Raw genomic sequence first — 23,983 nt, forward strand, 5'->3', positions numbered from 1 at the left:
TGACCGGCCTTACAGATAGTCGCGAACCAGCAGCTCGGCAATCTGTACACTGTTGGTTGCCGCGCCCTTACGAACGTTATCGGCCACGATCCACATATTGATACCACTTGGATGAGAAATATCCTGGCGCACCCGACCCACCAGCACCTCATCCTTGCCGGTTGCGTCACGCACCGGGGTCGGATAGTCCCCTTCGTCATCAAACAGGGTCACACCCGGCGCATTGCGGAGCAGCTCCTTGACCTGTTCGGCATCGAGCGGCTGGTGCAGCTCAACGTGTACCGCCTCGGCGTGGCCGTAGAAGACCGGCACCCGCACGCAGGTGGGGTTCACGGCAATGCTGGCATCGCCGAGGATCTTCTGGGTTTCCCACACCATCTTCATCTCTTCACGGGTGTAGCCGTTGTCAGTGAAGCTGTCGATCTGCGGGATCAGGTTAAAGGCGATCTGTTGCGGATAGAGGGTCGGTTCCACCGGACGACCGTTGAGCAGATGAGCGGTCTGGCCTGCCAGCTCACTAACCCCCTCTTTGCCGGAGCCTGACACGGATTGATAGGTGGCCACGTTGATGCGGGCAATGCCCACTTCGTCGTGCAGCGGCTTCAGGGCCACCAGCATCTGGATGGTGGAGCAGTTGGGATTGGCGATGATGTTGCGATTGCGAAAATCGGCCAGCGCATCCGGGTTCACTTCCGGGATCACCAGCGGGATATCTTCGTCGTAACGGAAGCAGGAGGTGTTGTCGATGACGATGCAGCCGTGTTCGGCAGCAATCGGCGCCCACTTGGCAGAGACATCGGCACCGGCGGAGAAGAGTGCGATCTGCACCTGGCTCCAGTCAAACTCCTCCACATCGAGGATCTCGAGGTTCTTGCCGCCAAAGCGCACGGTATCACCGGCGCTGCGGCTGGAAGCCAGCGGATAGAGGGTCGCTACCGGAAATTCGCGCTCTTCCAGGATCTCGATCATTGCCTGACCCACGGCGCCGCTGGCACCCAATACCGCTACGTTAAACTGCTGGCTCATTCTGTTCTCCTCTGATAATGCTGCAATGGCGCCGGGTGGCGCCATGGTCGGCAGGCTCCCGCACGGCGAGATGACGCAGCCTGATATGGCTGAGCCGGCGCAGTAGCATCTGCGCCAGCTCAGTAAAAAATGGGGTCGAGGTAGGCAGTACGGCTCACCCCTTCCGGTTATCTTCCAACTCCTAGTCCCCGATTCAGGGGCGTGACAGCGCAAATCCCAACGCGCCCAGCGCCTGGTCGGCAAACGCCCCCTCAACCTGCAGGGAGGATAGTTCACGGCGCTCGGGATAGTGTTTGCGCTGCTCGTCAAAGCTGCTGGGCAGACCGAGTCGGGCCCGGAAACGGGCATCATCGCGACGCACGTCATAAACCAGATGCACCAGCTGCTTGATCAGCGCCTGATCCGGCGCACGGCCCGGCACCACCGCCTGCACATCGGGGGCGGGCAACAGCTGACTCAAATCCTGACGAGGCTGGCGTCCCAGCTGCTGGCAGAGCGCCTGATAGAGCATCCAGGTACCGCGGGCCTTCCCCTCCAGGCTGTAACCGGCGATATGGGGGGTGGCAATCTCGGTATGGGGCACCAGCGCAGCCAGTGGCTCGGGCTCGTTCTCCCACACATCCATCACCAGTCGCAAAGGCGCATCGCCCAACTGGCGCGCCAGCAGGGCCCGGTTATCCCACACCTCGCCACGGGATGCGTTGATCAGGATCTGTCCGGCAGGGCGCGCGGCAATCTGTTCGGCATCGAACAGATGGTAGGTGGCATCCAGCCCTTCACGGGTAATGGGCACATGGAAGCTGACGATATCGGCGCCAAGAGCGGTCTGATAATCGACAAAACCCGCTGCGGGATTTTCCCGCGCCTTGGGCGGATCGCAGCGCAGCACCCGCATGCCGAGCGCTTGGGCCTTGCCAGCCACGCACTCGCCGGTATTGCCCGCGCCAATCACCGCCAAAGTCATGTCCGAGAGGTCGAGTTCGTAACGCTCGGCCAGCACCAGCAGGGCGGAGAGTACATAATCCCCCACCGAATACTTGTTGCAACCGGGGGCGCTGAAGAAGGGAATATTGCGGCTTGCCAGCAACGCCTTGTCCACATGGTCTGTGCCTATGGTGGCGGTGCCGACAAACCCGAGTTTGGGGCTGGTCGCCAGCAAATCGCCGTTGACGCGGGTGACCGAACGCACCAGCAGCACATCGGCATCCAGCAGATCGCGGGCCTGCATCTGCCGTCCGGGCAAGGCGACCACCTCGCCAAATTCGGCAAACAGTTCCACGGCATGGGGCATATTCTCATCAACGACTATCTTCATCGGGCTCTCTTTGGTCACAACCGCCACGGGGGCGCCATTCTAGCGCAAAGCCGCCCGAGATTTCAGCCTGTGATGCAATCCGGCGCGAAACGGGACCACATTGCGCGGCAGCCGCTCCATCCGCCCGCTCAAACAGAGGATGTCGCCACAAATGTGTAAGCAGAGGTAACAAACGTGCTGCTCGGCTTTGTACGAGCATATCACGGTGGCACAATGCCCCTCTTTTTTCGCGATCGCCCATACCCACCATGCCGCCACACACTTCGTCGCACCCAACATCAACCGCCTCACTCACCCGCAGCCAGGTGCTTGGCTTCACTGCCCTGTTGATCCTGCCCCTGTTACTGCTCGCCACCCTGCCCTGGCAGCCTTTTCTGACCGGCTCCCTGCAATCAGGCTGGTTATGGTGGTCATACGCCCTCACCCGCATGGTCGATCTTCCCGGGATCGGGGTCAGTGGCGCCCTCTTGCTGATGCTGACTCGCTACAAACTGAGACTGGAGTGGGCCTCCTTCATTGCGCTGGGGTGTGCACTGGCGGCCCTGCTTGCCAGCGACTGGGTGCTCAAAAGCCTGATCAAGCACCTGACCGAAGAGCCCAGACCCTATCTGCTCTGGCTGGAGAGTCAGTCGCTGATCCCGGCCATCAAGCACTTCTACGCCAGTAGCGTCGATGTGCGCAGCGAACAGGTTCACGCCGCCAGCCAGCTGCTGGCCCTGCCCGAGTGGCTCGGCCACCACTGGCAGGCCGAGGTAAACTACGCCTTCCCCTCTGGCCACAGCATCGCCGCCATCAGCCTGGCCCAGTTCTTTGGCCTTATCTGGCTGGCCCGCGCCCCCACAGGCGTCTGGCTGCTGCCACTGTGGGCACTGGGAATTGGTCTGTCGCGCATGGTAATGGGGATGCACTGGCCGGTGGATGTACTGGCCAGCGCTCTACTGGGTACGCTCACAGCGCTGATTGCAGCCCGCTGGTGGCTGCACAGATATTGAATCCGGCGCCATCTTGGCGCGGCATCCTGCGTGGGATGGGAGGACAAGCCTGTGCTTTTTTGCCATAATGCCGCCTCATTTTATCCCGACCGAGCTCCCATGACCGACGCAGTTCATACCCTCAAGGGCCGTTTCCGTGGTTTTTACCCCGTCGTCATCGATGTTGAAACAGCCGGGTTCAACGCCAAGACCGATGCCCTGCTCGAAATCGCGGCTTACACCCTGAAAATGGATGAGCAGGGCTGGCTCGTTCCCGATCAGGTATTCCACTTTCATGTCGAGCCCTTCGAAGGGGCCAACCTGGAAAAGGCTGCGCTGGAGTTCACCGGCATCGACCCCTACAACCCGTTGCGTGGCGCTGTCTCTGAAAAAGAGGCACTGACCGAGATCTTCAAGGGGATCCGCAAGGGGATGAAGGAGCAGGATTGCGGCCGAGCCATCATAGTGGCCCACAACGCCACCTTCGATCACGGCTTCGTGATGGCTGCCGCCGAGCGCGCGGGCCTCAAGCGCAATCCGTTCCACCCGTTTGCCACCTTCGACACCGCTGCTCTCTCCGGATTGGCGCTGGGTCAGACAGTGCTGGCCAAAGCGTGCCAGAGCGCCCGCATCCCGTTTGACAATAAAGAGGCGCACTCGGCCCTCTATGACACCGAACGCACCACAGAGCTGTTCTGTCATATCGTCAACCGTTGGAAGAGCATGGGGGGATGGCCGCCAGCGCATCCGGATGATGACACAACCGATGCCCCTGCCGATGATGAGGGGCAAGAATAAACGGACGAAGGCTGCCACTGGCAGCCTTCGCTTTTTGGGGAAATGATTGATTGCACGGCGCACCGGAAATAGCCATCAATGTCACTATCAATCGCTGCGCATGCGATGAACGGAGACAAACAGGTCACAACCCCTCATGTTGAGCAACCTTGTGCCACATGCGGCTGCGATATGAGAGGTTTGACTGATTTTTTACTCGACATTTGTCACATTTTTCGCAAACTAACTCCCCTTCACATGACAGACAGCAATAACAAACTATAAGGAAATCAAATGAATCCAGTTGTTATCGCAGTCGGGCTGATGCTGGTGCTCAGTCTGCTGCGGATCAATGTGGTGGTCTCGCTGGCGCTGGGGGCCATTGCTGGCGGCCTGGTCGGTGGGCTGTCGTTGACCGATACCCTCACCACCTTCAGCGGTGGCCTGGGCGGTGGCGCCGAGATTGCTCTCTCCTACGCCATGCTGGGCGCCTTTGCGGTTGCCATCTCCCGCTCCGGGATCACCGACCTGCTGGCCCGCAAGGTGATCAACCAGTTGGGCAAGGATGCCAGCTCGACCCGCATCATGTGGGTCAAAACCCTGCTGCTCTCTTCCGTGCTGGCCGTGGCGATCTCCTCCCAAAACCTGATCCCGGTTCACATCGCCTTTATTCCCATCCTGATCCCGCCGCTGCTGCATGTGATGGCGCAGATGCAGATTGACCGTCGTCAGGTGGCCTGTGTCATCACTTTTGGTCTGACCGCCACCTACATGGTGCTACCGGTCGGCTTTGGCGGCATCTTCCTGAACAACATTCTGGCCAAGAACCTGATTGATAACGGCGTGCCCATCACCACCAGCCAGATCCCGCTGGCGATGGCCATTCCGGTCGCCGGTATGGTACTGGGCCTGCTGATTGCGGTATTCATCAGCTATCGCAAACCGCGCCAGTACGATCTGGCCAAGATCCTGGATGCCGAGCCCGAAGCGGTCGAGCTCAACCTCACCCACATCTGGGTGGCTCTGCTGGCCATTGGCGTAGCGCTGGGGCTGCAACTGATGACCAACAGCATCGTACTGGGTGCACTGGCCGGTTTTGTCATCTTCACCTGCGGCGGCGTCATCAAGTTTCGCGAAAGCCAGGATGCCTTCACCCAGGGGGTGCGGATGATGTCGCTGATCGGCTTCATCATGATCTCCGCTGCCGGTTTTGCCGCCGTGATGAAGGCGACTCACGGGGTCGACTCTCTGGTACAGGTGGTCGCCTCCGGCATCGGTCAGCACAAAGGCATCGCCGCCTTCCTGATGCTGCTGGTGGGCCTGCTCATCACCATGGGGATCGGTTCTTCCTTCTCCACCGTGCCTATCATCGCCACCATCTATGTGCCGCTCTGTCTGCAGCTTGGCTTCTCACCGATGGCGATCATCGCACTGGTCGGTACCGCTGGCGCGCTGGGGGATGCGGGTTCACCGGCCTCCGACTCGACGCTGGGCCCCACCTCCGGCCTCAACGCCGACGGCCAGCACGACCATATCTGGGACAGCGTGGTGCCCACCTTTATTCACTACAACATCCCGCTGGTGATCTTCGGCTGGATTGCCGCCATGGTGCTCTGATAGCCCCTCGGGCTGCGAACTCTGCACGTCACAATGCACAACAAGAAGGCGACCTGATGGTCGCCTTCTTTGTTTATTCGGCTAGATGAACAACAGCACGGTAGCTTGTGGTAACGGTGAAAAGGCACTGCTCGCTAACCCAGCGCCACCTCCTGCATGATGCTCCGATTGATAAAATAGCGATGGCAGAACAGCAAAAAGTCCTGTAGCGGCAAGGGCCTCGAGTAGAAATAGCCCTGAATTTCATCCACGCCGATGCTCAGCACTGCCTTCAGCTCATCATTGTTTTCCACCCCTTCCGCCACCACCCGCACACCGAGTTGATGAGAGAGGCTGGTGATCGCCTCGACGAACAGCGCCTGACGGGTATCGTTGTCGATGGCCGTGATAAATGAGCGGTCAATCTTGAGCTTGTCGAAATAGAGTTCCCGCAAGTAGGAGAACGATGACCAGCCGGTACCGAAATCATCGAGGGCAACCCGTACTCCAATCTGGCGCAAGGTGTCGATGATCTGCTTGCTCAGCTCGATATCATCCAGAGCAATCGTTTCGGTCAGCTCGACGATCAGCTGTTGCAGGCTTAGCGGCCCCTCCCTCATGTTCTCATCCAGCTGGGCTGCCAACTCCATAGTGAACATGGAACTCGAGAGGTTGACCGAGATCTCCAGCGGTTCAATCAAGTCGCTCGGGAAAGTAGCGAGATCAAGCTGCAAGCGCCGGAAGATCCATAACCCGAGCGCCTCCCCCAGCCCGTTATCTTCCGCCAGCGAAATGATATCGAGGGGCGGAATAAAACCGTACTCCGGGTGATTCCAGCGGATCAGTACCTCGGCTCCCAGTCGCACCGTGCCTTGACCACGGACAATCGGCTGATAGTAGAGGCTCAACTGCAAATTGCTGTGGTGCTGGATCAGCTCGCGCAACTCGGTCGACAAACGGCGGTTACGCAGATAGTGCTGATACATGCTGCTGGAGAAAACCACGTAACGATTCAGCCGCTTGCGCTTGGCACTGTCGAGGGCGATATCGGCAAACAGCAGCATCTCCTCCGGCGTGTGTACCGGTCGCACGTACTGGCTGACCCCCATAAAGACCCGCACCCGGTGGGCGGGATCAGTCGCCAAGGCGAGCCCGGCAAGTTCGTTACGCAGCTGCTCCAGAAATGGAAAGCGCAAATAGGTGGGCATAACGCCGGAAATAATGATGGCAAACTCATCGCTACCGGTACGGGCGGCAAAGAGACCGTCAACCGATACCGCGCGGATCCGCTCGGCCAGTTGCGTCAGCAATGCATCCCCCACCTCGTAGCCCAGGCTGTCATTTACCTCCCTGAAATGGCCAAGATCCACCAGACAGACGGTCACGCTACTGCGCCCCCCTTTATGTCCCGTCAGCTGCTTGAGGTGTTTGATCAAGGAGGCCCGGTTTGGCAAGCGGGTTAGCGCATCATTCCACGCAAGAAAGTGCTGGTGGCGCACTTCGCGAAACAGCATCAGCAGCATCACCACGGTCGCCAACATCAAGAAAGCCAGAATGAAGAAGTTCTGAATACGCGACGAGTTGAGTACCTCCCGCTGGGCAATAGCGGATGGGCCGGTGAAATTTTTCACCATCACATCGCGGATCGCAGCCAGATCCCGAGCCAACTCCTCGGCAAAACGAGCAAGTTCTTTTGAATCTCGCTCTCCGCTAACCACGGCCTGCTCATACTTCTCGAACAGGGCCATGATCTTGCCTGCTGCCTGTTCAGCCCCAAAGCGGGTTCTCACCGGCTTGGCCTCCTCCCCGTGCAGGAAGACATCGAGGCGGTTCCAGGCAATATCAAAGCGCTTGTTCATCTCTTCCTGACTGGTCGAACCGGTGCGATAGAGAGAGAGCGCTTCATCAAAGCCATGGATTTCCAACTCCAGCTGCGCCAACGCCCAGGCGGAGAGCTGGGTATAGCGAGTCACTGCATTGAATGCACGGTCATAGTTCCAGACCGACCAGATGGCAACCCCCAAAAAGGTAGTCACCATCAGGATCAAGCTCAGAAACTTGCCGCGCAGCATCTTATTTGCTCTCGATCGCCGTCAGTTGCCACACCATCCGGCTGTGATAGAGCTCCTTGTTCAGCTCCGGGTGATCAGAGAGGGGATAGATGATCCAGAGCGGCCCCTTGTTGCGCAGGGTCAACGCCTTGCCATCCTGCTTCTCGGCCAGCAGTACCGCATACTTATCTCCATCTTCCAGCGGCACCGCCGCCCAGTAGTCATTGATGGCGACCGCCTTGACCTCCCCACTCTTGAGACCATATATCTTGACCAGCTCTCGCAGCAGCACGCCACGATAGGTGTGGTCCCCCTCGGTCCAGGGGGTCTGGGTCTTGACCTCTGTCTGAGGTAAAGCCTCAAACTCGGCCCGGGTCAACACGACCTCCCCTTTACCATTGCAACAGCCATCCCCCTTGATCTTGAGAAAGGGATCATCAGCCAACACCATGCCAGAAACGAGACAGCCGGATAACAGCAGTATCCTGCCAAGCCATCCACCCATGATAGACCTCCGTATCGTACTGTTTATTTTATTGGTTTCACTCTGCTCACCCACATGACAACGGCAGAGTCACAATGTAAAACCATGTTGCTGCAACCAGCTCACCACAACAGGCAACCAGCATCAGGCTGTACCCGAATGCCACCAAAAGCATGGCATCCTGGCTCCGAATGTCACAACTGCATCGGAAAATATTCATGTCCCTTTGGCTCACGACTTGGGTTATGGAACAGATATATGACCCCCACACAGACAAACTGACGGTGCAGTCCCTATCGCAGATACAAAAAAGGCCGCTCAATGAGCGGCCTTCTTCATAACGGGATCAGCAATCAGCTTTCGCGACGCTTGCCACCGAATTTGCGATCTTTGTTGAAGCCACCTTCACGGCGCTCCCCGCTCTTGTTGAACGGACGGTCACCCTGGGGACGGCGATCCTTGTTGAAAGGACGGTCGCCACGGAACGGACGATCACCACGGGGCGGGCGGCTGCTGGTGTTACCACCGGCTGGCACTTCGGTGTAGCGGGTGATTTGCAGCGGACGCTGGCAAACACGGGCTTTCTTGATCACTTCCAGTACATCTGCGGTCATGCCTTTCGGCAGATCGACGGTGGAGAAGTCATCAGCGATGTCGATGTTGCCGATGAAGCGGCTCTCGATGTTCGCTTCGTTGGCGATGGCGCCTACGATCTGGCCCGGCTTGACGCCGTGATGCGCACCCACGTCTACGCGATAGCGCTCCATCTCCACATCCGGGTTGTCTTTCAGCGGACGCGGTTCGAGGGACGGCATGCGACGGGCAGGACGATCGCCACGGTCACCGAAGTCACGACCACCACGGTCGTTGAAGTCACGGCGCTCGAAGCCACCACGATCGTTGCCAGCATTCAGCAGCGGATCCGGAATGGAGTCATCCAGCAGCAGCGGTTGGTCACCCTGTACCAGCTTGGCCAGTGCGGCAGCCAGCTCCAGCGGATCGGCAGAATCCTCTTCGATCAGCTCGTTCACCAGGTTGTGGTAGATCTCGAGCTCTTCACCCATCATGGTTTCGCGGATGCGCTCCTTGAACTTGGCCAGACGATGCTGGTTGATGTCCTCGGTGCTCGGCATCTTCATCGGCTCGATGGCCTGACGGGTTGCGTGCTCGATGGCGCGCAGCATACGACGCTCGCGGGGAGCGACGAACAGGATGGCTTCGCCTTTACGACCGGCACGACCGGTACGGCCGATACGGTGTACGTAAGATTCGGTGTCGTACGGAATGTCGTAGTTCACTACGTGGGTGATGCGCTCAACGTCCAGACCACGGGCGACAACGTCGGTGGCGATCAGGATGTCCAGCTGGCCCTGACGCAGCTTGTCGACGGTACGCTCACGCAGTTTCTGCGGGATGTCGCCGTGCAGCGCTTCACAGGCGTGACCACGGGCGGCCAGCTTGCCAGCCAGCTCTTCGGCAGCGTTCTTGGTACGTACGAATACCAGCAGGGCTTCGTAGGATTCCACTTCCAGCAGACGGGTCATGGCGTCCAACTTGTGCAGACCGGTCACTTGCCAGTAGCGCTGGCGAATAGTGGTAGCGGTAGCAGTCTTGGAGGCGATCTTGATCTCTTTGGGCTGCTTCAGGTGCTTCTGGGCCACGCGACGGATCTGCTCCGGCATGGTGGCAGAGAACAGGGCAACCTGACGAGTGCTCGGGCACTGCTCCATGATCCAGTCAACGTCGTCGATGAAGCCCATACGCAGCATTTCATCAGCTTCGTCCAGTACCAGAGCTTTCAGGCCGGAGAGGTCCAGGTTCTTGCGACGGATCAGGTCCATCACGCGGCCCGGAGTACCGACGACCACCTGGGCACCGCGACGCAGGGCGCGGGTCTGGGTTTCGTAGGAAGCACCGCCGTAGATGGGCAGTACGTGGAAATCAGGCATGTGGTGGGCGTAGCGTTGGCACGCTTCAGCCACTTGCAGCGCCAGTTCGCGGGTAGGCGCCAGCACCAGGATCTGGGTGTTGCGGTTACCAGCTTCCAGACGAGACAACAGAGGCAAGGCAAAAGCAGCGGTCTTCCCTGTACCGGTTTGCGCCTGCCCCAGCAGATCGTGTCCCGCCATCAGGTGGGGAATTGCTGCGGCCTGGATCGGTGACGGGCGCTCATAGCCCACGTCCTGCAGCGCTTTCAATACAGGCGCGGCCAGTCCAAGCTCACTAAAAAGGGGCAGTTGTTCGGTATCAGACATAGATTCTTCCAGATTAAGGCAGGCGGCTAACACCGCGGAATAGCAAAAAGGCGGCGATTATAGCGCCACTTTGTTCTGCTGTCTTGAAAAATGTGATAAGCCTCTCAAGACGTTGGCAATTATAGAGGGATCTGACGAGTATGGCTTGCTTATTTTGCACTCATAGTGCGTTATTGCAGATCACTCCTCGCTGGAGTCCTTGCCCCGCTTGTGTTTGAGCACCGCCATGGTCAGTCGGCTGGTGCACAATAAACGCTCACGTTCGTCCCGAATTTCAATCTGCCACACCTGGGTTGTTGCTCCCAGATGGAGCGGTTGACAACGCCCTGTCACCACCCCTTCCCGCTTGGCTCGCAGATGGTTGGCATTCACCTCTAACCCCACACAGTAGCTATCTGGCCCGACCGCCATATTGGCGGCAATCGATCCCAAGGTTTCCGCCAGCACCACGGACGCGCCACCATGGAGCATGCCAAGGGGCTGGTGAGTGCGATGATCCACCGGCATGGTCGCTTCAAGCCAATCGGTGCCAAAAGCCGTGTAGACGATATCGAGATGGGCCATCAGGGTGTTGCGAGAGGTGGCGTTGAGCCCCTCCAGACTCATGGGTTTACGCCAGATGGGCGCAATATCGTGACTCATTGCGAGCAGACTCCTTATGTAAGCGATGAATGCGTACCGATATGGGTGAAACGCCCTCCATCGGCAAAATGGTTCTGTTATATGAGTTGTTGGTTACCGGGTGACGTGGTAACAACGCAGCCCCGACCCGGAACTGCGTGTTACACAATCATGCCCTTAAGCGGGATGTCACCAGGGATAGGTAACGCCGGGCCACTCGGACCAAGGCACTTCTCGCCCCGGCAGACGGGGTTCTGGCCACGGCCACACCCTGGCGAGCCAGTCGCGCAGCTGAATCTCCAACTCCTCATCCGTGATAGGCGCCTCGGCCACCTTCCAGAAGAAGAGCTCCACCGCTACCTCAGGCAACACCGAGGGGTAGAGATAAACCCCGCCCCAAAATTGCGGCTCCCGATCCGGGCTCCAGAGGCCATAGGCGAACGAGCGCTTGGCCAGAAACTCCGACTGCTGCCACTCCAGATCTCCTTCGTGCTGGCTCAGGCTGAAGTTGGCCGAGGGCCAGATATCGTTCGGGCGAAACAGTTGATGGAGTTGCTCGCGCTCGCGCAACATGGCAACAAACTCCACCACCGCCTGAGCAGGAGTGGCGGGTAACAGCAAGAAACGCGGGTGCCGATAGGCCTTCGGCACCCGAAACCGCTTGGGAAACGTCAGCATCAGAGCAGCTCCAGCAGGGCTTGCAATGGATGTTTGAGCTTTTCCCCCTCCATCCGTTTGACCTGACTGCGGCACGAATAGCCGGTTGCCAGACAGCGTCCCTTGGGCAGGCGCGCGAGTGGCTCAGCCCAGCTCAGTCCATAGATCCCCTTGGAGTTCTCCACCTGTTTGACGTCATGACCATAGGTGCCCGCCATACCGCAACAACCCACAGAGACCGGCTGCAAACTGGCCCCGAAACGGCCAAACAGGGTGCTCCAGTCACCGTGAGTGGAGGGCTTGGCGGTCTTCTCGGTGCAGTGGGCAAACAGATACCAGGGCTCGCTCCCCTCCTCGCTCTTGGTCTTGTCGGTTCGAGCAGGCAACTGAGCTACCGGCAGCGAGAGCAGCCACTCCTGCGGCAACAACACCTGAAAATCGCCGCGAGCCGACCCCAACGCCTTGGCATACTCGTCGCGATAGCAAAGCACCATGGCCGGATCCACCCCCACCATGGGAATGCCAAGCGCCGCCACCTTGTTGAGGAACTGGGCGCTGTTGGCGGCGGTGCGGGCAAAGGCGCGCAGGAACCCCTTGATATGCTGGGGTTTACCGTTGGGTTTAAAGGGCAGCAAGTAGGGCTGGAACCCGAGCTTGCTGGCGAGTTTCACCAGGTCGCGCACCACAGGGGCGTCGTAATAGCTGGTGAAGGGGTCCTGCACGATGAGCACAACCTGCTTGCGCTGCTCGGCACTCATCCGCTCCAGACCCGGCAGATCAAAATAGCGGGCGCGGTTGTCATGCAGGCTCTCGGCCAAGGTCGGCACCGAGAGCAGCGGCACATCCACCATGCCGATGCTCTTCTCGGTCGCCTTCTGGGCCCACTCTTTTTCGAGGAAGAAGTTGACCAGCTTCGGCGCCTTGGCAAGCAGCGGCGCATAGCTCTCCACCGTGCCGACGAAGTAATCCTTGGGAGCGCGCAGGTAGCGGCCGTGGTAGAGCTGCATAAAGCGGGCGCGAAAATCGGGCACATCCACCTTGATTGGGCACTGACTGGTGCACGCCTTGCAGGCAAGGCAGCCCGCCATCGCCTCCATCACCTCATGGGAGAAGTCATACTCGCCGCGCTGTTTGGCCCAGCTGTTGCGCACCTTGTCCACCAGCTGTTTGAAGCGCACGCCACCGGATTGCAGCGCCACCTCTTCCGCCAGCGGGTCAAAGCCCTGCTCCGCCAGCTGACGCAACCATTCACGCATCAGGCCCGCCCGCCCCTTGGGGGAGTGGCGGCGATCACGGCTGATCTTGACCGAGGGGCACATGGGGGAGTCGGTCTCGAAGGTGAAGCACAGACCATTGCCGTTGCAATCCATGGCGCGGGTGTAGCTGGTGCGCACCGCGAGCGGGATCTGGCGGTCATACTTGCCGCGCTTGGGGCCATCCACCGACACCAGCTCGGCGCCGCTACCGTAGGGGATACAGATCTTGCCCGGGTTGATGCGGTTGGTCGGGTCGAACGCCCCCTTGACCCGCTGCAGCTCTTCCCACAGCTCTCCAAAGAAGGCTGGGCTGTATTCGGAGCGAAAGCCCTTGCCATGCTCGCCCCACATCAGACCGCCATATTTGGCGGTGAGCGCCACCACCTGATCGGAGATGCGGCGCAGCAGCACCTCCTGCTCGGGATCGCACAAATCCAGCGCCGGGCGCACGTGCAGCACACCGGCATCGACGTGGCCGAACATGCCGTAGTCGAGGCCGTGGGCGTCCAGCAGGGCACGAAACTCCATGATGAAATCGGCCAGCGACTCTGGCGGCACTGCGGTATCTTCAGTGAACGCCACCGGCTTCTTGCGTCCTTCGGCGTTGCCCAGCAGCCCCACCGACTTCTTGCGCATGGTGTAGATGGTCTCGATGCTCGGCAAGTGGTCACACACCTGATAGCCGATGATCCCCGCCTCGCCCTTGGCCAGCAGCGCGTCGATACGGCGGCAGAGCTCTGCCACCTTGGCCTTGTGTTCTACCTCGTCGGTATCGGCAAACTCGACAATGTTGAGCCCTTGCAGATCCTTGCCGGGCACATCCTGAATAAGTTCTTTCACCGAATGCCAGATGATGTCGGCGCGGGCCAACCCGAGCACCCGGGAATCCACCGTCTCCACCGACAGCGCCTGCGCCTGCACCATAAAGGGGGCATTGCGCAGGGCGGAGGGGAAGCTGTCGTACTTGACGTTGACCAGGGTGCGGTAGCGCGGGATGGGGGTGATGTTGAGTTTGGCCTCGGTGATAAAGCCGAGAGACCCTTCAGATCCGCACAGCACCCGGCTCACATCCAGCGTGTCGGTATCGGGTTGATAGAGGTGCTTGAGATCGTAGCCGGTCAGAAAGCGATTGAGCTTGGGGAAGGTCGCCTCGATGTCGGCGCGGCGCTCCTTGCCGATACGATAGAGGGTGCGATAGATCTCCCCTTCCCGATTCTCCAGCGCCAGCTTGTCGGCCAGTCGCTCACCGGTCAGCGGCTCGGTGGCCATCAGGTCACCATTCTCCAGCACCGCTTTGAGGCTAAGCACGTGATCCGAGGTTTTGCCGTAGACCAGAGACCCCTGCCCCGAGGCATCGGTGTTGATCATGCCCCCTAAGGTGGCGCGGTTGGAGGTGGAAAGATCCGGCGAGAAGAAGTAGCCGTGGGGCTTGAGATAGGCGTTGAGCTGGTCTTTCACCACCCCGGCCTGGGCACGCACCCACCCCTCCTCCAGATTAATTTCCATGATCTGGTTCATATAACGGGAGAGATCGACGATAATGCCGCCGCCCAATGACTGACCATTGGTGCCGGTACCGCCACCGCGAGGGAAAAAACTCAAGGAGGCGAACGCCGGCTCTGCGGCCAGCTTGAGCATTGCTGCTATGTCATCCGCACTGCGCGGATAGAGAACCGCCTGAGGTACTACCTGATAGACGCTGTTATCCGTCGCCATCGCCAACCGGCTTGCATAAGACTTTTCGATATCACCACGAAATGCGCTGCGCTCTAGCAACTCAAGAAACTGCAGGGTTGCGGGTGACAAACTGTCCTGGTAATCGAGTCTCGGGATCATGAATCCTTGTTCCCATCCTTTGCTTGATGCCGGCACGCCGGCGACAACGACTGGCCAGCCGCCTGTCAATGGCAGTCAGGCCAGTCCGCTCACATGTGAGCGGGCAGTATATCAGCTAGAAAACCGCTTGCGCTTGGCAATATTCACCATTTGAAAGGAGGACTTTTATGGCTCACCACAGCCATGTTATCAGTACGCTGGTCACCACCGAAAAACAGGCGCTTACCCTGTCGCTGTTCGGTTGTATCACCTTTGCCATCTTCGGCATCGGCTACGGCCTCTTCGTCGGTTCCAACGCCATCATGCTCGATGGTATCTTCACCCTGTTCAGCATGGGCATGACAGGCCTCGGTCTTGTTACCGCCTATCTCGTTACCCGTCCTTCCGATGCGCGCTTCCAGTATGGCTACGCCCACTTCGAGCCCATCACCAACGTTATCAACGGCTCCATTATTCTGCTGCTCTGCCTTGGCGCTCTCTATAGCGGCATCACCACCCTGCTGGATGGCGGACGAGAGATCGATCTCGGCCACGCCCTTATATATGCCGCCGTCTCCACCTTCTTCTGCGCCATCATCTATCGCATCGAAGCCCAGGTTGCCGAACAGGTAGACTCCGAGCTGGTGCGGGTCGACTCCAAGGAGTGGCTGGTGGATACCCTGCTCAGCGCCACCCTGCTTATCGGTTTCGTGGTCGCCATTGGCCTCGATGCCATCGGCTACGGCCAATACAACCGCTACATAGATCCGGTGCTGGTCTCGCTGCTGGCCCTCTGCGCCACTCTCATTCCCATCAAGGTGCTCGGTCGCAACCTGCGGGAAGTGTTGAAGATCGCCCCCAAGGGGGATGTGCCACGGCAAGTAGAGCAGGAGATCGAGGCGCTGCGCCAGCGCCACGGCATAGAGTGCTACAGCCATCTGGCCAAAAGCGGTCGCCGCTTCGATCTGGAATTGAACATTCTGGTGGCACCGGGTCAGGAGTGGCCCGTCGAACGTCAGGATGCCCTGCGTCAGGAGCTCTGGTCTCGCCTTGGCGACACCCTGGGGGATGCCTGGCTGTCGGTCTGTTTCACCCGCGAAAAGCGCTGGTTGTAACGACCGCACGGGGGAGCGCGGCACCGCCGCCTCCCCCTGTCGCATCACAACCCCCGATTACGCCCACTGACGCGGCTCTTGCCAAATTGGCGCCAGCCGTTATCATCAGGGCTCATTTTTCACCCGAGGTTTTATTGCCCATCATGGACAATCCCCGAAGTTGCCCTTCGTCTCTCTCTGTCAAAGCCTATCTTTTTCTGCTTAATCAGCGCCTCTGAATAACACCTTTGCCTTGCTGTTACTGCGGCCATCTTGCGCCGTGATCACTGTTTGCTCTGTCTGTTTTTATTGAGGTCGTCACAATGGAATTGCTGCTGGATCCCCATATCTGGATCGGTCTGTTTACCCTGATCATTCTGGAAATCGTGCTGGGGATCGACAACCTGGTCTTTATCGCCATCCTGGTGAAAAAACTGCCCCCCGCCCAACGGGACAAGGCGCGCATCATCGGCCTGTCGCTGGCCCTGCTGATGCGACTAGGACTTCTGAGCGTCATGTCATGGCTGGTCACCCTGACCACCCCGATTTTGCACCTGTGGGATCACCCCTTCTCCGGTCGGGACCTGATCCTGATGGGTGGCGGCCTGTTCCTGCTGTTCAAGGCCACCTCCGAGCTGCATGAGCGGCTGGAAGCCAAGCCCCAGGATGATGGCCCGGTCGGCGCCTACGCCAGCTTCGGCGTGGTGATCGCCCAAATTCTGGTGCTCGATGCGGTCTTCTCGCTCGACTCCATCATCACCGCCGTCGGCATGGTGGAACACCTTGGCGTGATGATGGCCGCCGTGACCATCGCCATGGTGGTGATGGTGCTCGCCTCCAAGCCGCTGACCCGCTTCGTCAACGCCCACCCCACCGTGGTGGTGCTCTGTCTGAGCTTCCTGCTGATGATTGGCTTCAGCCTGGTGGCGGAAGGGTTCGGCTTCCACATTCCGAAGGGCTACCTCTACGCAGCCATCGGCTTCTCGGTGCTGATCGAGTTTTTCAACCAGCTGGCCCAGCGTAGCGCCATGCGTCACGAATCCAAACAGCCGCTGCGCGAGCGCACCACTGCCGCCATCTTCAAATTGATGGGCAGCAAAGCCTATCAGGATCAGCCAGATGACGATCTGGATGCCCCTGCCGTAGCGCCGGTGAGCTTTGGCGAGGAGGAGCGCTATATGGTGACCGGGGTGCTGTCGCTGGCCGAGCGCTCCATTCGCACCATCATGACCCCGCGCTCGGAGATGGCCTGGATTGATATCAACGACTCCAGCGACGAGATCCGCGCCCTGCTGCAGCGCGAACCCCACAGCCTGTTCCCTATCTGTGACGGGGATCTGGACGAGGTGATCGGGGTGGTCAAGGCGCGCGATCTGCTGTTTGCCTTGAACGAAGGGCAATCCTTGAGCGAACTGGCCAAGCAGAACGACCCCATTATCGTGCCGCAGACCATCAACGTGATCCGCCTGCTGGCGGAGCTGCGCAAAGCCAAGGGGAGCCTGATTCTGGTCTCCGACGAGTTTGGTGTGATCCAGGGGCTGGTCACCACCCACGATCTGCTGGAGGCCATCGTCGGCGAGCTGCCAGACGAGGACGAAACCCCGGATATCGTGCGCGATGGCGAAGGGTGGCTGATCAACGGCAGCACCAACATCCACCATGTGGAGCAGGTGCTGGAACATGAGGGGCTGGTGAGCGAGAGCGACGAGTACGTGACCCTGGCGGGCATGCTGCTCTCCCACTTCGGCACCCTGCCCACCCCGGGTCAGCAGTTGCAACTGCAGCAGCTCAACTTCGAGGTGATCGAGGTGAGCGAGCGGCGCATCGAGCGGGTAAAAGTGATGCCCGCCGCGGCTTGAGCCTGCCACCGGCAGAAAATAGAAGAGGGCCAGACGGCCCTCTTTTTTATGCTTCAACTTTATGCCTCAACGCCTCCTTTCCCGGTGGGTTGCACTGATTGCTGCATCAAGCACAATTCTCTTGTGCAATTACCCCTCTTTTTCACAACAAGATGGCGGCATAAAGTGGCCTCACTTCCACCATGAGGAACTCAAGATGAGCCACGATCACCTGTTCTGCCCGCTGCGCCTCGGCCAGCTGCACCTTGCCAACCGCATCGTCATGCCCCCCATGACCCGCTCCCGTGCCAGTCAGCCCGGTGATGTGGCCAACGCCATGATGGCGAGCTACTACGCCCAGCGCGCCGAGGCGGGCCTGATCATCAGCGAAGGCACCCAAATCGACCCCATGGGCAAGGGCTATGCCTGGACGCCGGGCATCTACAGCGCCGAGCAGATCGCTGGCTGGAAAATGGTGACCGATGCCGTGCACGCCAAGGGGGGCACCATCTTCGCCCAGCTCTGGCACGTGGGCCGGGTCACCCATCCGGATAACATCGGCGGCGCCCAGCCCATCTCCGCTTCAGCCCTGCCCGCAGTGGGCGTCAAGGTGTTCGTCGATAACGGCAGCGATGCGCCGGGCTTTGTCGAGACCGTCACTCCGCGCGCCATGACTCAAGCCGATATCGATGCGGTGGTGGGCCAGTTCCGTCAGGCAGCTCGCAACGCCATCAGCGCCGGTTTTGACGGCATCGAGCTGCACGCCGCCAACGGATATCTGATCAACCAGTTCCTCGACTCCGAATCCAACGCCCGCACCGACAATTACGGCGGATCGCTGGAAAACCGGCTGCGCTTTCTCAAAGAGGTGACCGAGGCAGTCAATAGCGAAATCGGCGCCGATCGGGTCGGGGTGCGTCTTGCGCCGCTCACCACCCTCAACGGCACCGTCGATGCCAATCCGCAGGAGACCTATCTGGCCGCCGCCCGCCTGCTGGGCCAGCTCAATGTCACCTACTTGCACATCGCCGAAGCGGACTGGGACGATGCCCCCCTGATGCCGGAGAACTTCAAGCAGGGTCTGCGCGATGCCTTCCCCAACACCCTGATCTACGCCGGTAAATATGATGGTGATCGCGCACGCGCCGCCCTCGAAGCGGGCTGGGCCGACATGATTGGCTTTGGTCGCCCCTTCGTTGCCAACCCGGATCTGCCGAACCGGCTGCGCCACGGCTATCCGCTGGCCCCCCACGATCCGGCCACCCTGTTCGGCGGCGGCGAGAAGGGGCTGACCGATTACCCCGTCTATCAGGCCGATGACGCAACCGCCAGCCGCTGATTGTCGATGGCCAACCGGCTACGTAACGCAGGCCCCACAGGTTGGGGCCTGCCGTATTGTTGCGCATTAGCAACAGTGATATGACTGACCGAATCACTGTTGCAATAATCTCGTTGTTCTCTCCCCTCGCTTTCACAAGGAGTCATCATGAATCACACCCAAGCCTGGTGCTGGCATGCCCCCGGTGAACCGACCCAGCTTACCCTCGCCGATCTGCCCCTGGCACCGCTCGCCCCTGACGAGGTGCTGGTGGCAAACCGGGTCATCGCCTTCAATCCGGTGGACTGGAAGCTGATCGAATATGGCCACTCCAACTGGCTGGACGGTCAGGTGCCCGGTGTCGATGGCATGGGCACTATCGTGGCCCTCGGCGCCAACGTCAGCCATCTGCGTCTCGGCACCCGGGTCGCCTATCACACCGACCTGCGTCACCACGGCAGCTTTGCCCGCCACACCAAAGTGGCCGCCCGCGCCCTGCTGCCGGTGCCCGATGCCCTGAGTGACGAGGCGGCCGCCGCCCTGCCCTGTCCCGGCCTCACCGCGTGGCAGGCGCTGGCCAAGTTGCCGCGCCTGCACGGGGAAGCACTGCTCATCACAGGTGCCGGCAGCAGCGTCGGCCGCTTTGCGGTGCAGCTCGCCCTTAAACAGGGAGCGCGAGTATTTGCCAGCGCCAGCTCACGCCACCACCACTGGCTCAAACAGATCGGCGTGCAGGGGGTGGCCGATTATCGGGATCCCGACTGGCTGGCCACCTTGCAGACTGCCAACGGCAACGAGCCGTTTGAGGGAATCATCGATCTGGTCTCCAGCCAACAGGCAGAGAGCCTGCTGCCCGCGCTGGGCTACTACGGTCACATGGTGACTGTGCTCGGGCGCATCCCGCACAATCCGCTGCCCGCCTTTAGCCATTGCCACTCATTGCACGAGATTGCGCTGGGCGCCCAGCACGCCTTTGGCACCGACAAGCAGTGGAGCCGACTGGTGGCCGCAGGTGTCGCCATGATGGAGCAGATGGCGAGCGGCGAGCTGACCCTGCCGCCGCTGGTGGTCGGCGACTTTGAGGCACTGCCTACTTTGCTTGAGCGCTTCAAGCGCGAAGGACAGGGTGAGAAGTTTCTGGTGCGAGTGGCATAACGCTGACCTTCCCTAATAACCACACCGACCATTGAAACAAAAGAGGCCCGCCAGTGATGGCGGGCCTCTCTTTATATAGTGCATGTCATCTCGACTTCATTGGCGCCTGACTCAATGCAGGATCACGCCGTGAGCCTCGGCATAACTGCGGATCTCCCGGGTCAGCCGCCCCTTGTCGGCCACAGAGAGCCAGCTCGCCTCCACCGCATTGAGCGACAAGCGGCAGAGCTGACTCATGGTCGCGCCAAGGCCATCGGCCAGCGCCACAAAGTTGGCATTCATATAGCCGCCAAAGTAGGCAGGGTCGTCCGAGTTGATGGTGACGCAGAGCCCCTGCTCCAGCAGCCGCAACACATTGTGCTGGGCCATATTGCCGAATACCTTGAGCCGGGTGTTGGAGAGGGGGCAGACGGTGAGTGGCAGCCTGGTATCGGCCAGATAGCGCAGCAACTCGGGATCATCGGCCGAGCGTACCCCGTGATCGATACGGCATACCTGCAGCTCGTTGATCGCCTGCCAGATGTAGTCGGCGGGCCCCTCTTCACCGGCATGGGCCACCACCGGCAGCCCCAGCTTGCGGCAGCGGGCAAAGACCCGGGCAAACTTGGTCGGCGGATTGCCCCTCTCCCCCGAGTCGAGGCCGATGCCGTGAATCCGCGACAGGAAGGGCATAGCCTCTGCCAACGTCGCAAAGGCCTCCTCTTCGCTCAGGTGGCGCAAAAAGCTCATGATAAGGCGCCAGCTGATGCCAAACTCCTTCTCCCCGGTCTGCAGCGCCCGCTCGATGCCGCCCAGCACGGTAGCAAAGGAGATACCGCGGGCGGTATGGGTCTGCGGGTCAAAGAAGATCTCCACATGCACCACCTTATCGGCGGCGCAACGCTCAAGATAGGCCCAGGTGAGGTCGAAGAAGTCCTGCTCGGTCACCAGCACGCTGGCGCCGCGATAGTAGAGATCGAGAAAGGATTGCAGGCAGTCAAAGTCATAAGCGGCGCGCACGCTGGCCACGTCGGGCCAGGGTAGTGGCACACCGTTGCGGCGGCCCAGCTCAAACATCAACTCGGGTTCGAGGCTGCCCTCGATATGCAGGTGCAGCTCCAGTTTCGGCAGTCCGGCGATAAATTGCGCGGCGGTGAGGTGTTCGGGTGTGACTGGCTTGGGAATCGGGGTGTCCATAGCGACGGCTCCATCAGCAAAGTGATCCGGCGTCAGCCCCTCCACCAGACTGACCCGACGGCAGCTTTATTGTGCACCGAAGTGGCGAGACAGGGGAGACTTGTCATCAAACAGACTTATAATGGCGTCACAAAAATCATAAATGATTGAACATCTTAACGATTGGCGGCTCGCCTGCGTCCTGACAAGGAGTTTTCATGAAGAAGAACGTCATCTGCGATATCGACGGTGTCATCCTGCACAACAACGATCTCATCCCCGGTGCCGACCGTTTCGTCCATCGCCTGCTGGAGCAGGGCAGCAAGCTCTTGTTCCTCACCAACTACCCGGCCCAGACCCAGAAAGATCTGCAAAACCGCTTCCGCTCCGCCGGGATCGAAGTGCCGGAGGAGTGCTTCTACACCTCCGCCATGGGCACCGCCGACTTCCTCAAGCGTCAGGATGGCAAGAAGGCGTATGTGATCGGTGAAGGGGCGCTGACCCACGAGCTCTACAAGGCCGGTTTCACCATCACCGATATCGACCCGGACTTCGTGGTGGTGGGCGAGACCCGCAACTACAACTGGACCATGATGCAACAGGGCGCCAAGTTCGTCGATCAGGGGGCCCGCTTTATCGCCACCAACCCCGATACCCACGGCCCCATGATGCACCCGGCCTGCGGCGCCCTGTGCGCCCCCATCGAGCGGATGACCGGCAAGAAGCCGTTCTATGTCGGCAAGCCGAGCGCCTGGATCATCCGTGCGGCGCTCAACCGGATGGAGGCCCACTCCGACGACACCATCATCATCGGCGACAACCTGCGCACCGACATTCTGGCGGGCTTTCAGGCCGGTCTCGAAACGGTGTTGGTGCTCTCCGGGGTGAGCAAGGTCGCCGATATCGACCGCATGCCGTTTCGCCCGAACCATATTTTCGACTCCGTGGTCGACATCGATATCGTCTAATCACCACCCAAGCGTTAAACAGGGCAGGTCTCTCCTGCCCTTGCAGGATCTGTTATGGAACCCATTCTGATCGCCGTGGCCTTTGGCTGCGGCATGGTAGTCAATCTGATTGGCCTGCCCCCCCTGCTCGGCTTTCTGGCCGCCGGTTTTATCCTCAACGGCATGGGATATGAAAATACTCCTGCCCTGAGCGAGGTAGCCGATCTCGGCGTCACCTTGCTGCTGTTCACCATCGGTCTCAAGCTCAATATCAAAACCCTGATGCGGCGCGATGTGTGGGGTACCACCAGCCTGCATCTGCTGCTCTCCACCCTGCTCTTTACCGTGGTGCTGCTGGTCTGCAAGGGGCTGGGGCTTGAACTTGCCCTCTCGCTGGACTGGAAACTGGCGTTGCTGCTGGGCTTTGCCCTCTCTTTCTCCAGCACCGTCTTTGCGGTCAAGGTGCTGGAAGATCGCAGCGACATGAATGCCCTCTACGCCCGCATCGCCATCGGCGTGCTGGTGATGCAGGATGTGTTCGCCGTGGCGTTTCTGGCGTTTTCCAGCGGCAAGTGGCCCAGCATCTGGGCACTCTGGGTGCTGGGATTGCCGCTGCTGCGCCCGCTGCTGTTCAAGCTCTTGGAGCGGGCCGGTCATGGCGAGCTGCAGGTGCTGTTCGGAGTCTTTCTGGCGCTGGTGGTCGGGGCAGCCGGTTTTGAAGTGGTCGGCCTCAAGCCAGATCTGGGAGCCCTCATCATCGGCATGCTGCTCGCCTCCCATCCGGCGGCGGCGGGATTGGCCAAGGCGCTCTTCAACCTCAAAGACCTCTTTCTGGTCTGCTTCTTTCTCACCATCGGCCTCAACGGCCTGCCGACCCACGACACCATGTTGCTGGCACTGGCGCTGGTACTGGCTCTGCCGCTCAAAAGCGTTCTCTACTATCTGGTCTACAGCGGCGCCCACCTGCGGGTGCGTACCGCCCTGCTCTCCACCCTGGCGCTCACCAACTTCTCGGAGTTTGGCCTGATCGTCGCCGCCATTGCCGCCAAGGCGGGCTGGCTCTCCCACGAGTGGCTGGTGGCGGTCTCGCTGGCACTGGCGGCGAGCTTTATGATCTCCGCTCCCCTCAATGCCCAGAGCGAGCGCATTTACCACCGCATCGGCCACTGGCTGCGGGGATTGCAGGCGAGCAACCTCCATCCGGAAGACAGACCCATCGAATTGGGCGATGCAGAGGTGATCATCCTCGGTATGGGACGGATCGGTCAGGGGGCCTACTTCGAGCTGGAGAACAAGTACGGCAACGTCATCCTCGGGGTGGAGAACGACAGCGAGAAGCTGCCTACACTGCGCGCCCAGGGGATGAACGTCATCGAGGGGGATGCCACCGATACCGACTTCTGGGACAAGGTGCTGCTCTCCAATCAGGTCAATCTGGTGCTGCTGGCGATGCCCCACCACTCGGGTAATCTCTACGCCATCGAGAAGCTGCGCAGCCACGGATTCAACGGCAAGATCGCCGCCATCGTCCGCTTCGAGGATGATATCGCCTCCTTGCAGGAGCAGGGGGTGGATGCGGTGTTCAACGTCTACAACGAAGCGGGCAGCGGCTTTGCCCGCCATGTGATCCGCCGCTTGCAGCCGCTCTGATC

At 60.1% G+C, this 23,983-nt stretch carries 18 protein-coding genes; 9 read left to right on the plus strand and 9 right to left on the minus strand.

Annotation, left to right across the window (positions count from 1 at the left end):
• Window positions 1-9: 9 nt before the first annotated feature.
• Together I6L34_RS01815 and I6L34_RS01820 are read right to left on the minus strand one after the other, a co-directional pair.
• Window positions 10-1,026 carry an aspartate-semialdehyde dehydrogenase gene (locus I6L34_RS01815; RefSeq protein ID WP_058056670.1) on the minus strand — a complete coding sequence of 339 codons (1,017 nt, stop codon included), beginning with the start codon at window positions 1,024-1,026 and terminating at the stop codon, window positions 10-12.
• Window positions 1,027-1,219: 193 nt separating this feature from the next.
• Window positions 1,220-2,341 (minus strand): 4-phosphoerythronate dehydrogenase, encoded by a 1,122-nt coding sequence (locus tag I6L34_RS01820; RefSeq protein WP_058056669.1) that lies wholly within the window; start codon window positions 2,339-2,341, stop codon window positions 1,220-1,222.
• Between the two features lie 248 nt (window positions 2,342-2,589).
• Between I6L34_RS01820 and I6L34_RS01825 the strand changes: the two genes are divergently transcribed.
• From I6L34_RS01825 to I6L34_RS01835, 3 genes are all read left to right on the plus strand, one after another.
• Window positions 2,590-3,333 (plus strand): phosphatase PAP2 family protein, encoded by a 744-nt coding sequence (locus I6L34_RS01825; RefSeq protein WP_058056668.1) that lies wholly within the window; start codon window positions 2,590-2,592, stop codon window positions 3,331-3,333.
• A gap of 99 nt (window positions 3,334-3,432) precedes the next feature.
• On the plus strand, window positions 3,433-4,110 hold the full coding sequence (gene rnt, locus I6L34_RS01830; RefSeq protein ID WP_005333780.1) for a ribonuclease T: 678 nt from the start codon (window positions 3,433-3,435) through the stop codon (window positions 4,108-4,110).
• A gap of 273 nt (window positions 4,111-4,383) precedes the next feature.
• Window positions 4,384-5,706 (plus strand): Na+/H+ antiporter family protein, encoded by a 1,323-nt coding sequence (locus I6L34_RS01835; RefSeq protein ID WP_005361308.1) that lies wholly within the window; start codon window positions 4,384-4,386, stop codon window positions 5,704-5,706.
• Window positions 5,707-5,840: 134 nt separating this feature from the next.
• On the opposite strand, the gene I6L34_RS01840 is transcribed toward I6L34_RS01835, so the two are convergent.
• The 6 genes from I6L34_RS01840 to I6L34_RS01865 all read right to left on the minus strand — a co-directional run bounded on the left by I6L34_RS01840 (window position 5,841) and on the right by I6L34_RS01865 (window position 14,845).
• Window positions 5,841-7,757, minus strand: coding sequence for a bifunctional diguanylate cyclase/phosphodiesterase (locus I6L34_RS01840; protein ID WP_058056667.1), 1,917 nt, complete (start codon window positions 7,755-7,757; stop codon window positions 5,841-5,843).
• Window position 7,758: 1 nt separating this feature from the next.
• Window positions 7,759-8,241 (minus strand): molybdopterin-binding oxidoreductase, encoded by a 483-nt coding sequence (locus I6L34_RS01845; protein WP_058058505.1) that lies wholly within the window; start codon window positions 8,239-8,241, stop codon window positions 7,759-7,761.
• A 332-nt stretch (window positions 8,242-8,573) separates the two neighbouring features.
• Window positions 8,574-10,475, minus strand: a complete 1,902-nt coding sequence (locus I6L34_RS01850; protein WP_005337260.1) for a DEAD/DEAH box helicase — start codon at window positions 10,473-10,475, stop codon at window positions 8,574-8,576.
• Between the two features lie 180 nt (window positions 10,476-10,655).
• On the minus strand, window positions 10,656-11,117 hold the full coding sequence (locus I6L34_RS01855) for a hotdog fold thioesterase (RefSeq protein WP_058056665.1): 462 nt from the start codon (window positions 11,115-11,117) through the stop codon (window positions 10,656-10,658).
• Window positions 11,118-11,285: 168 nt separating this feature from the next.
• The gene (locus I6L34_RS01860; RefSeq protein ID WP_216955472.1) at window positions 11,286-11,774 is read right to left on the minus strand and encodes a hypothetical protein; all 489 of its coding nucleotides are present in this window, start codon (window positions 11,772-11,774) and stop codon (window positions 11,286-11,288) included.
• Window positions 11,774-14,845, minus strand: a complete 3,072-nt coding sequence (locus tag I6L34_RS01865; protein ID WP_058056663.1) for an FAD-binding and (Fe-S)-binding domain-containing protein — start codon at window positions 14,843-14,845, stop codon at window positions 11,774-11,776. Before I6L34_RS01865 ends, I6L34_RS01860 begins: the two co-directional genes overlap by 1 nt.
• A gap of 167 nt (window positions 14,846-15,012) precedes the next feature.
• On the opposite strand from I6L34_RS01865, the gene I6L34_RS01870 reads away from it, so the two are divergent.
• From I6L34_RS01870 to I6L34_RS01885, 4 genes are all read left to right on the plus strand, one after another.
• Window positions 15,013-15,939 (plus strand): cation diffusion facilitator family transporter, encoded by a 927-nt coding sequence (locus tag I6L34_RS01870; protein ID WP_058056662.1) that lies wholly within the window; start codon window positions 15,013-15,015, stop codon window positions 15,937-15,939.
• Between the two features lie 302 nt (window positions 15,940-16,241).
• Complete coding sequence (locus I6L34_RS01875; RefSeq protein WP_021231440.1) at window positions 16,242-17,777, plus strand: TerC family protein; 1,536 nt, start codon at window positions 16,242-16,244, stop codon at window positions 17,775-17,777.
• A gap of 196 nt (window positions 17,778-17,973) precedes the next feature.
• On the plus strand, window positions 17,974-19,095 hold the full coding sequence (locus I6L34_RS01880) for an alkene reductase (RefSeq protein ID WP_058056660.1): 1,122 nt from the start codon (window positions 17,974-17,976) through the stop codon (window positions 19,093-19,095).
• Window positions 19,096-19,242: 147 nt separating this feature from the next.
• A complete protein-coding gene (locus I6L34_RS01885) occupies window positions 19,243-20,229 on the plus strand; it encodes a zinc-binding dehydrogenase (RefSeq protein ID WP_216955474.1) in 987 nt (328 codons plus the stop codon).
• Window positions 20,230-20,340: 111 nt separating this feature from the next.
• Here the strand turns inward: I6L34_RS01885 and I6L34_RS01890 are convergent, their stop codons facing one another.
• Window positions 20,341-21,405, minus strand: a complete 1,065-nt coding sequence (locus tag I6L34_RS01890; protein ID WP_216955476.1) for an adenosine deaminase — start codon at window positions 21,403-21,405, stop codon at window positions 20,341-20,343.
• A 197-nt stretch (window positions 21,406-21,602) separates the two neighbouring features.
• On the opposite strand from I6L34_RS01890, the gene I6L34_RS01895 reads away from it, so the two are divergent.
• Together I6L34_RS01895 and I6L34_RS01900 are read left to right on the plus strand one after the other, a co-directional pair.
• Window positions 21,603-22,352, plus strand: a complete 750-nt coding sequence (locus tag I6L34_RS01895; RefSeq protein ID WP_005337281.1) for an HAD-IIA family hydrolase — start codon at window positions 21,603-21,605, stop codon at window positions 22,350-22,352.
• Window positions 22,353-22,406: 54 nt separating this feature from the next.
• The gene (locus I6L34_RS01900) at window positions 22,407-23,981 is read left to right on the plus strand and encodes a cation:proton antiporter family protein (protein ID WP_005344770.1); all 1,575 of its coding nucleotides are present in this window, start codon (window positions 22,407-22,409) and stop codon (window positions 23,979-23,981) included.
• The last annotated feature ends 2 nt before the right edge of the window (window positions 23,982-23,983 follow it).

This window comes from Aeromonas sp. FDAARGOS 1404 (assembly GCF_019047085.1).
In the GTDB taxonomy this organism is placed as follows: domain Bacteria; phylum Pseudomonadota; class Gammaproteobacteria; order Enterobacterales; family Aeromonadaceae; genus Aeromonas; species Aeromonas veronii.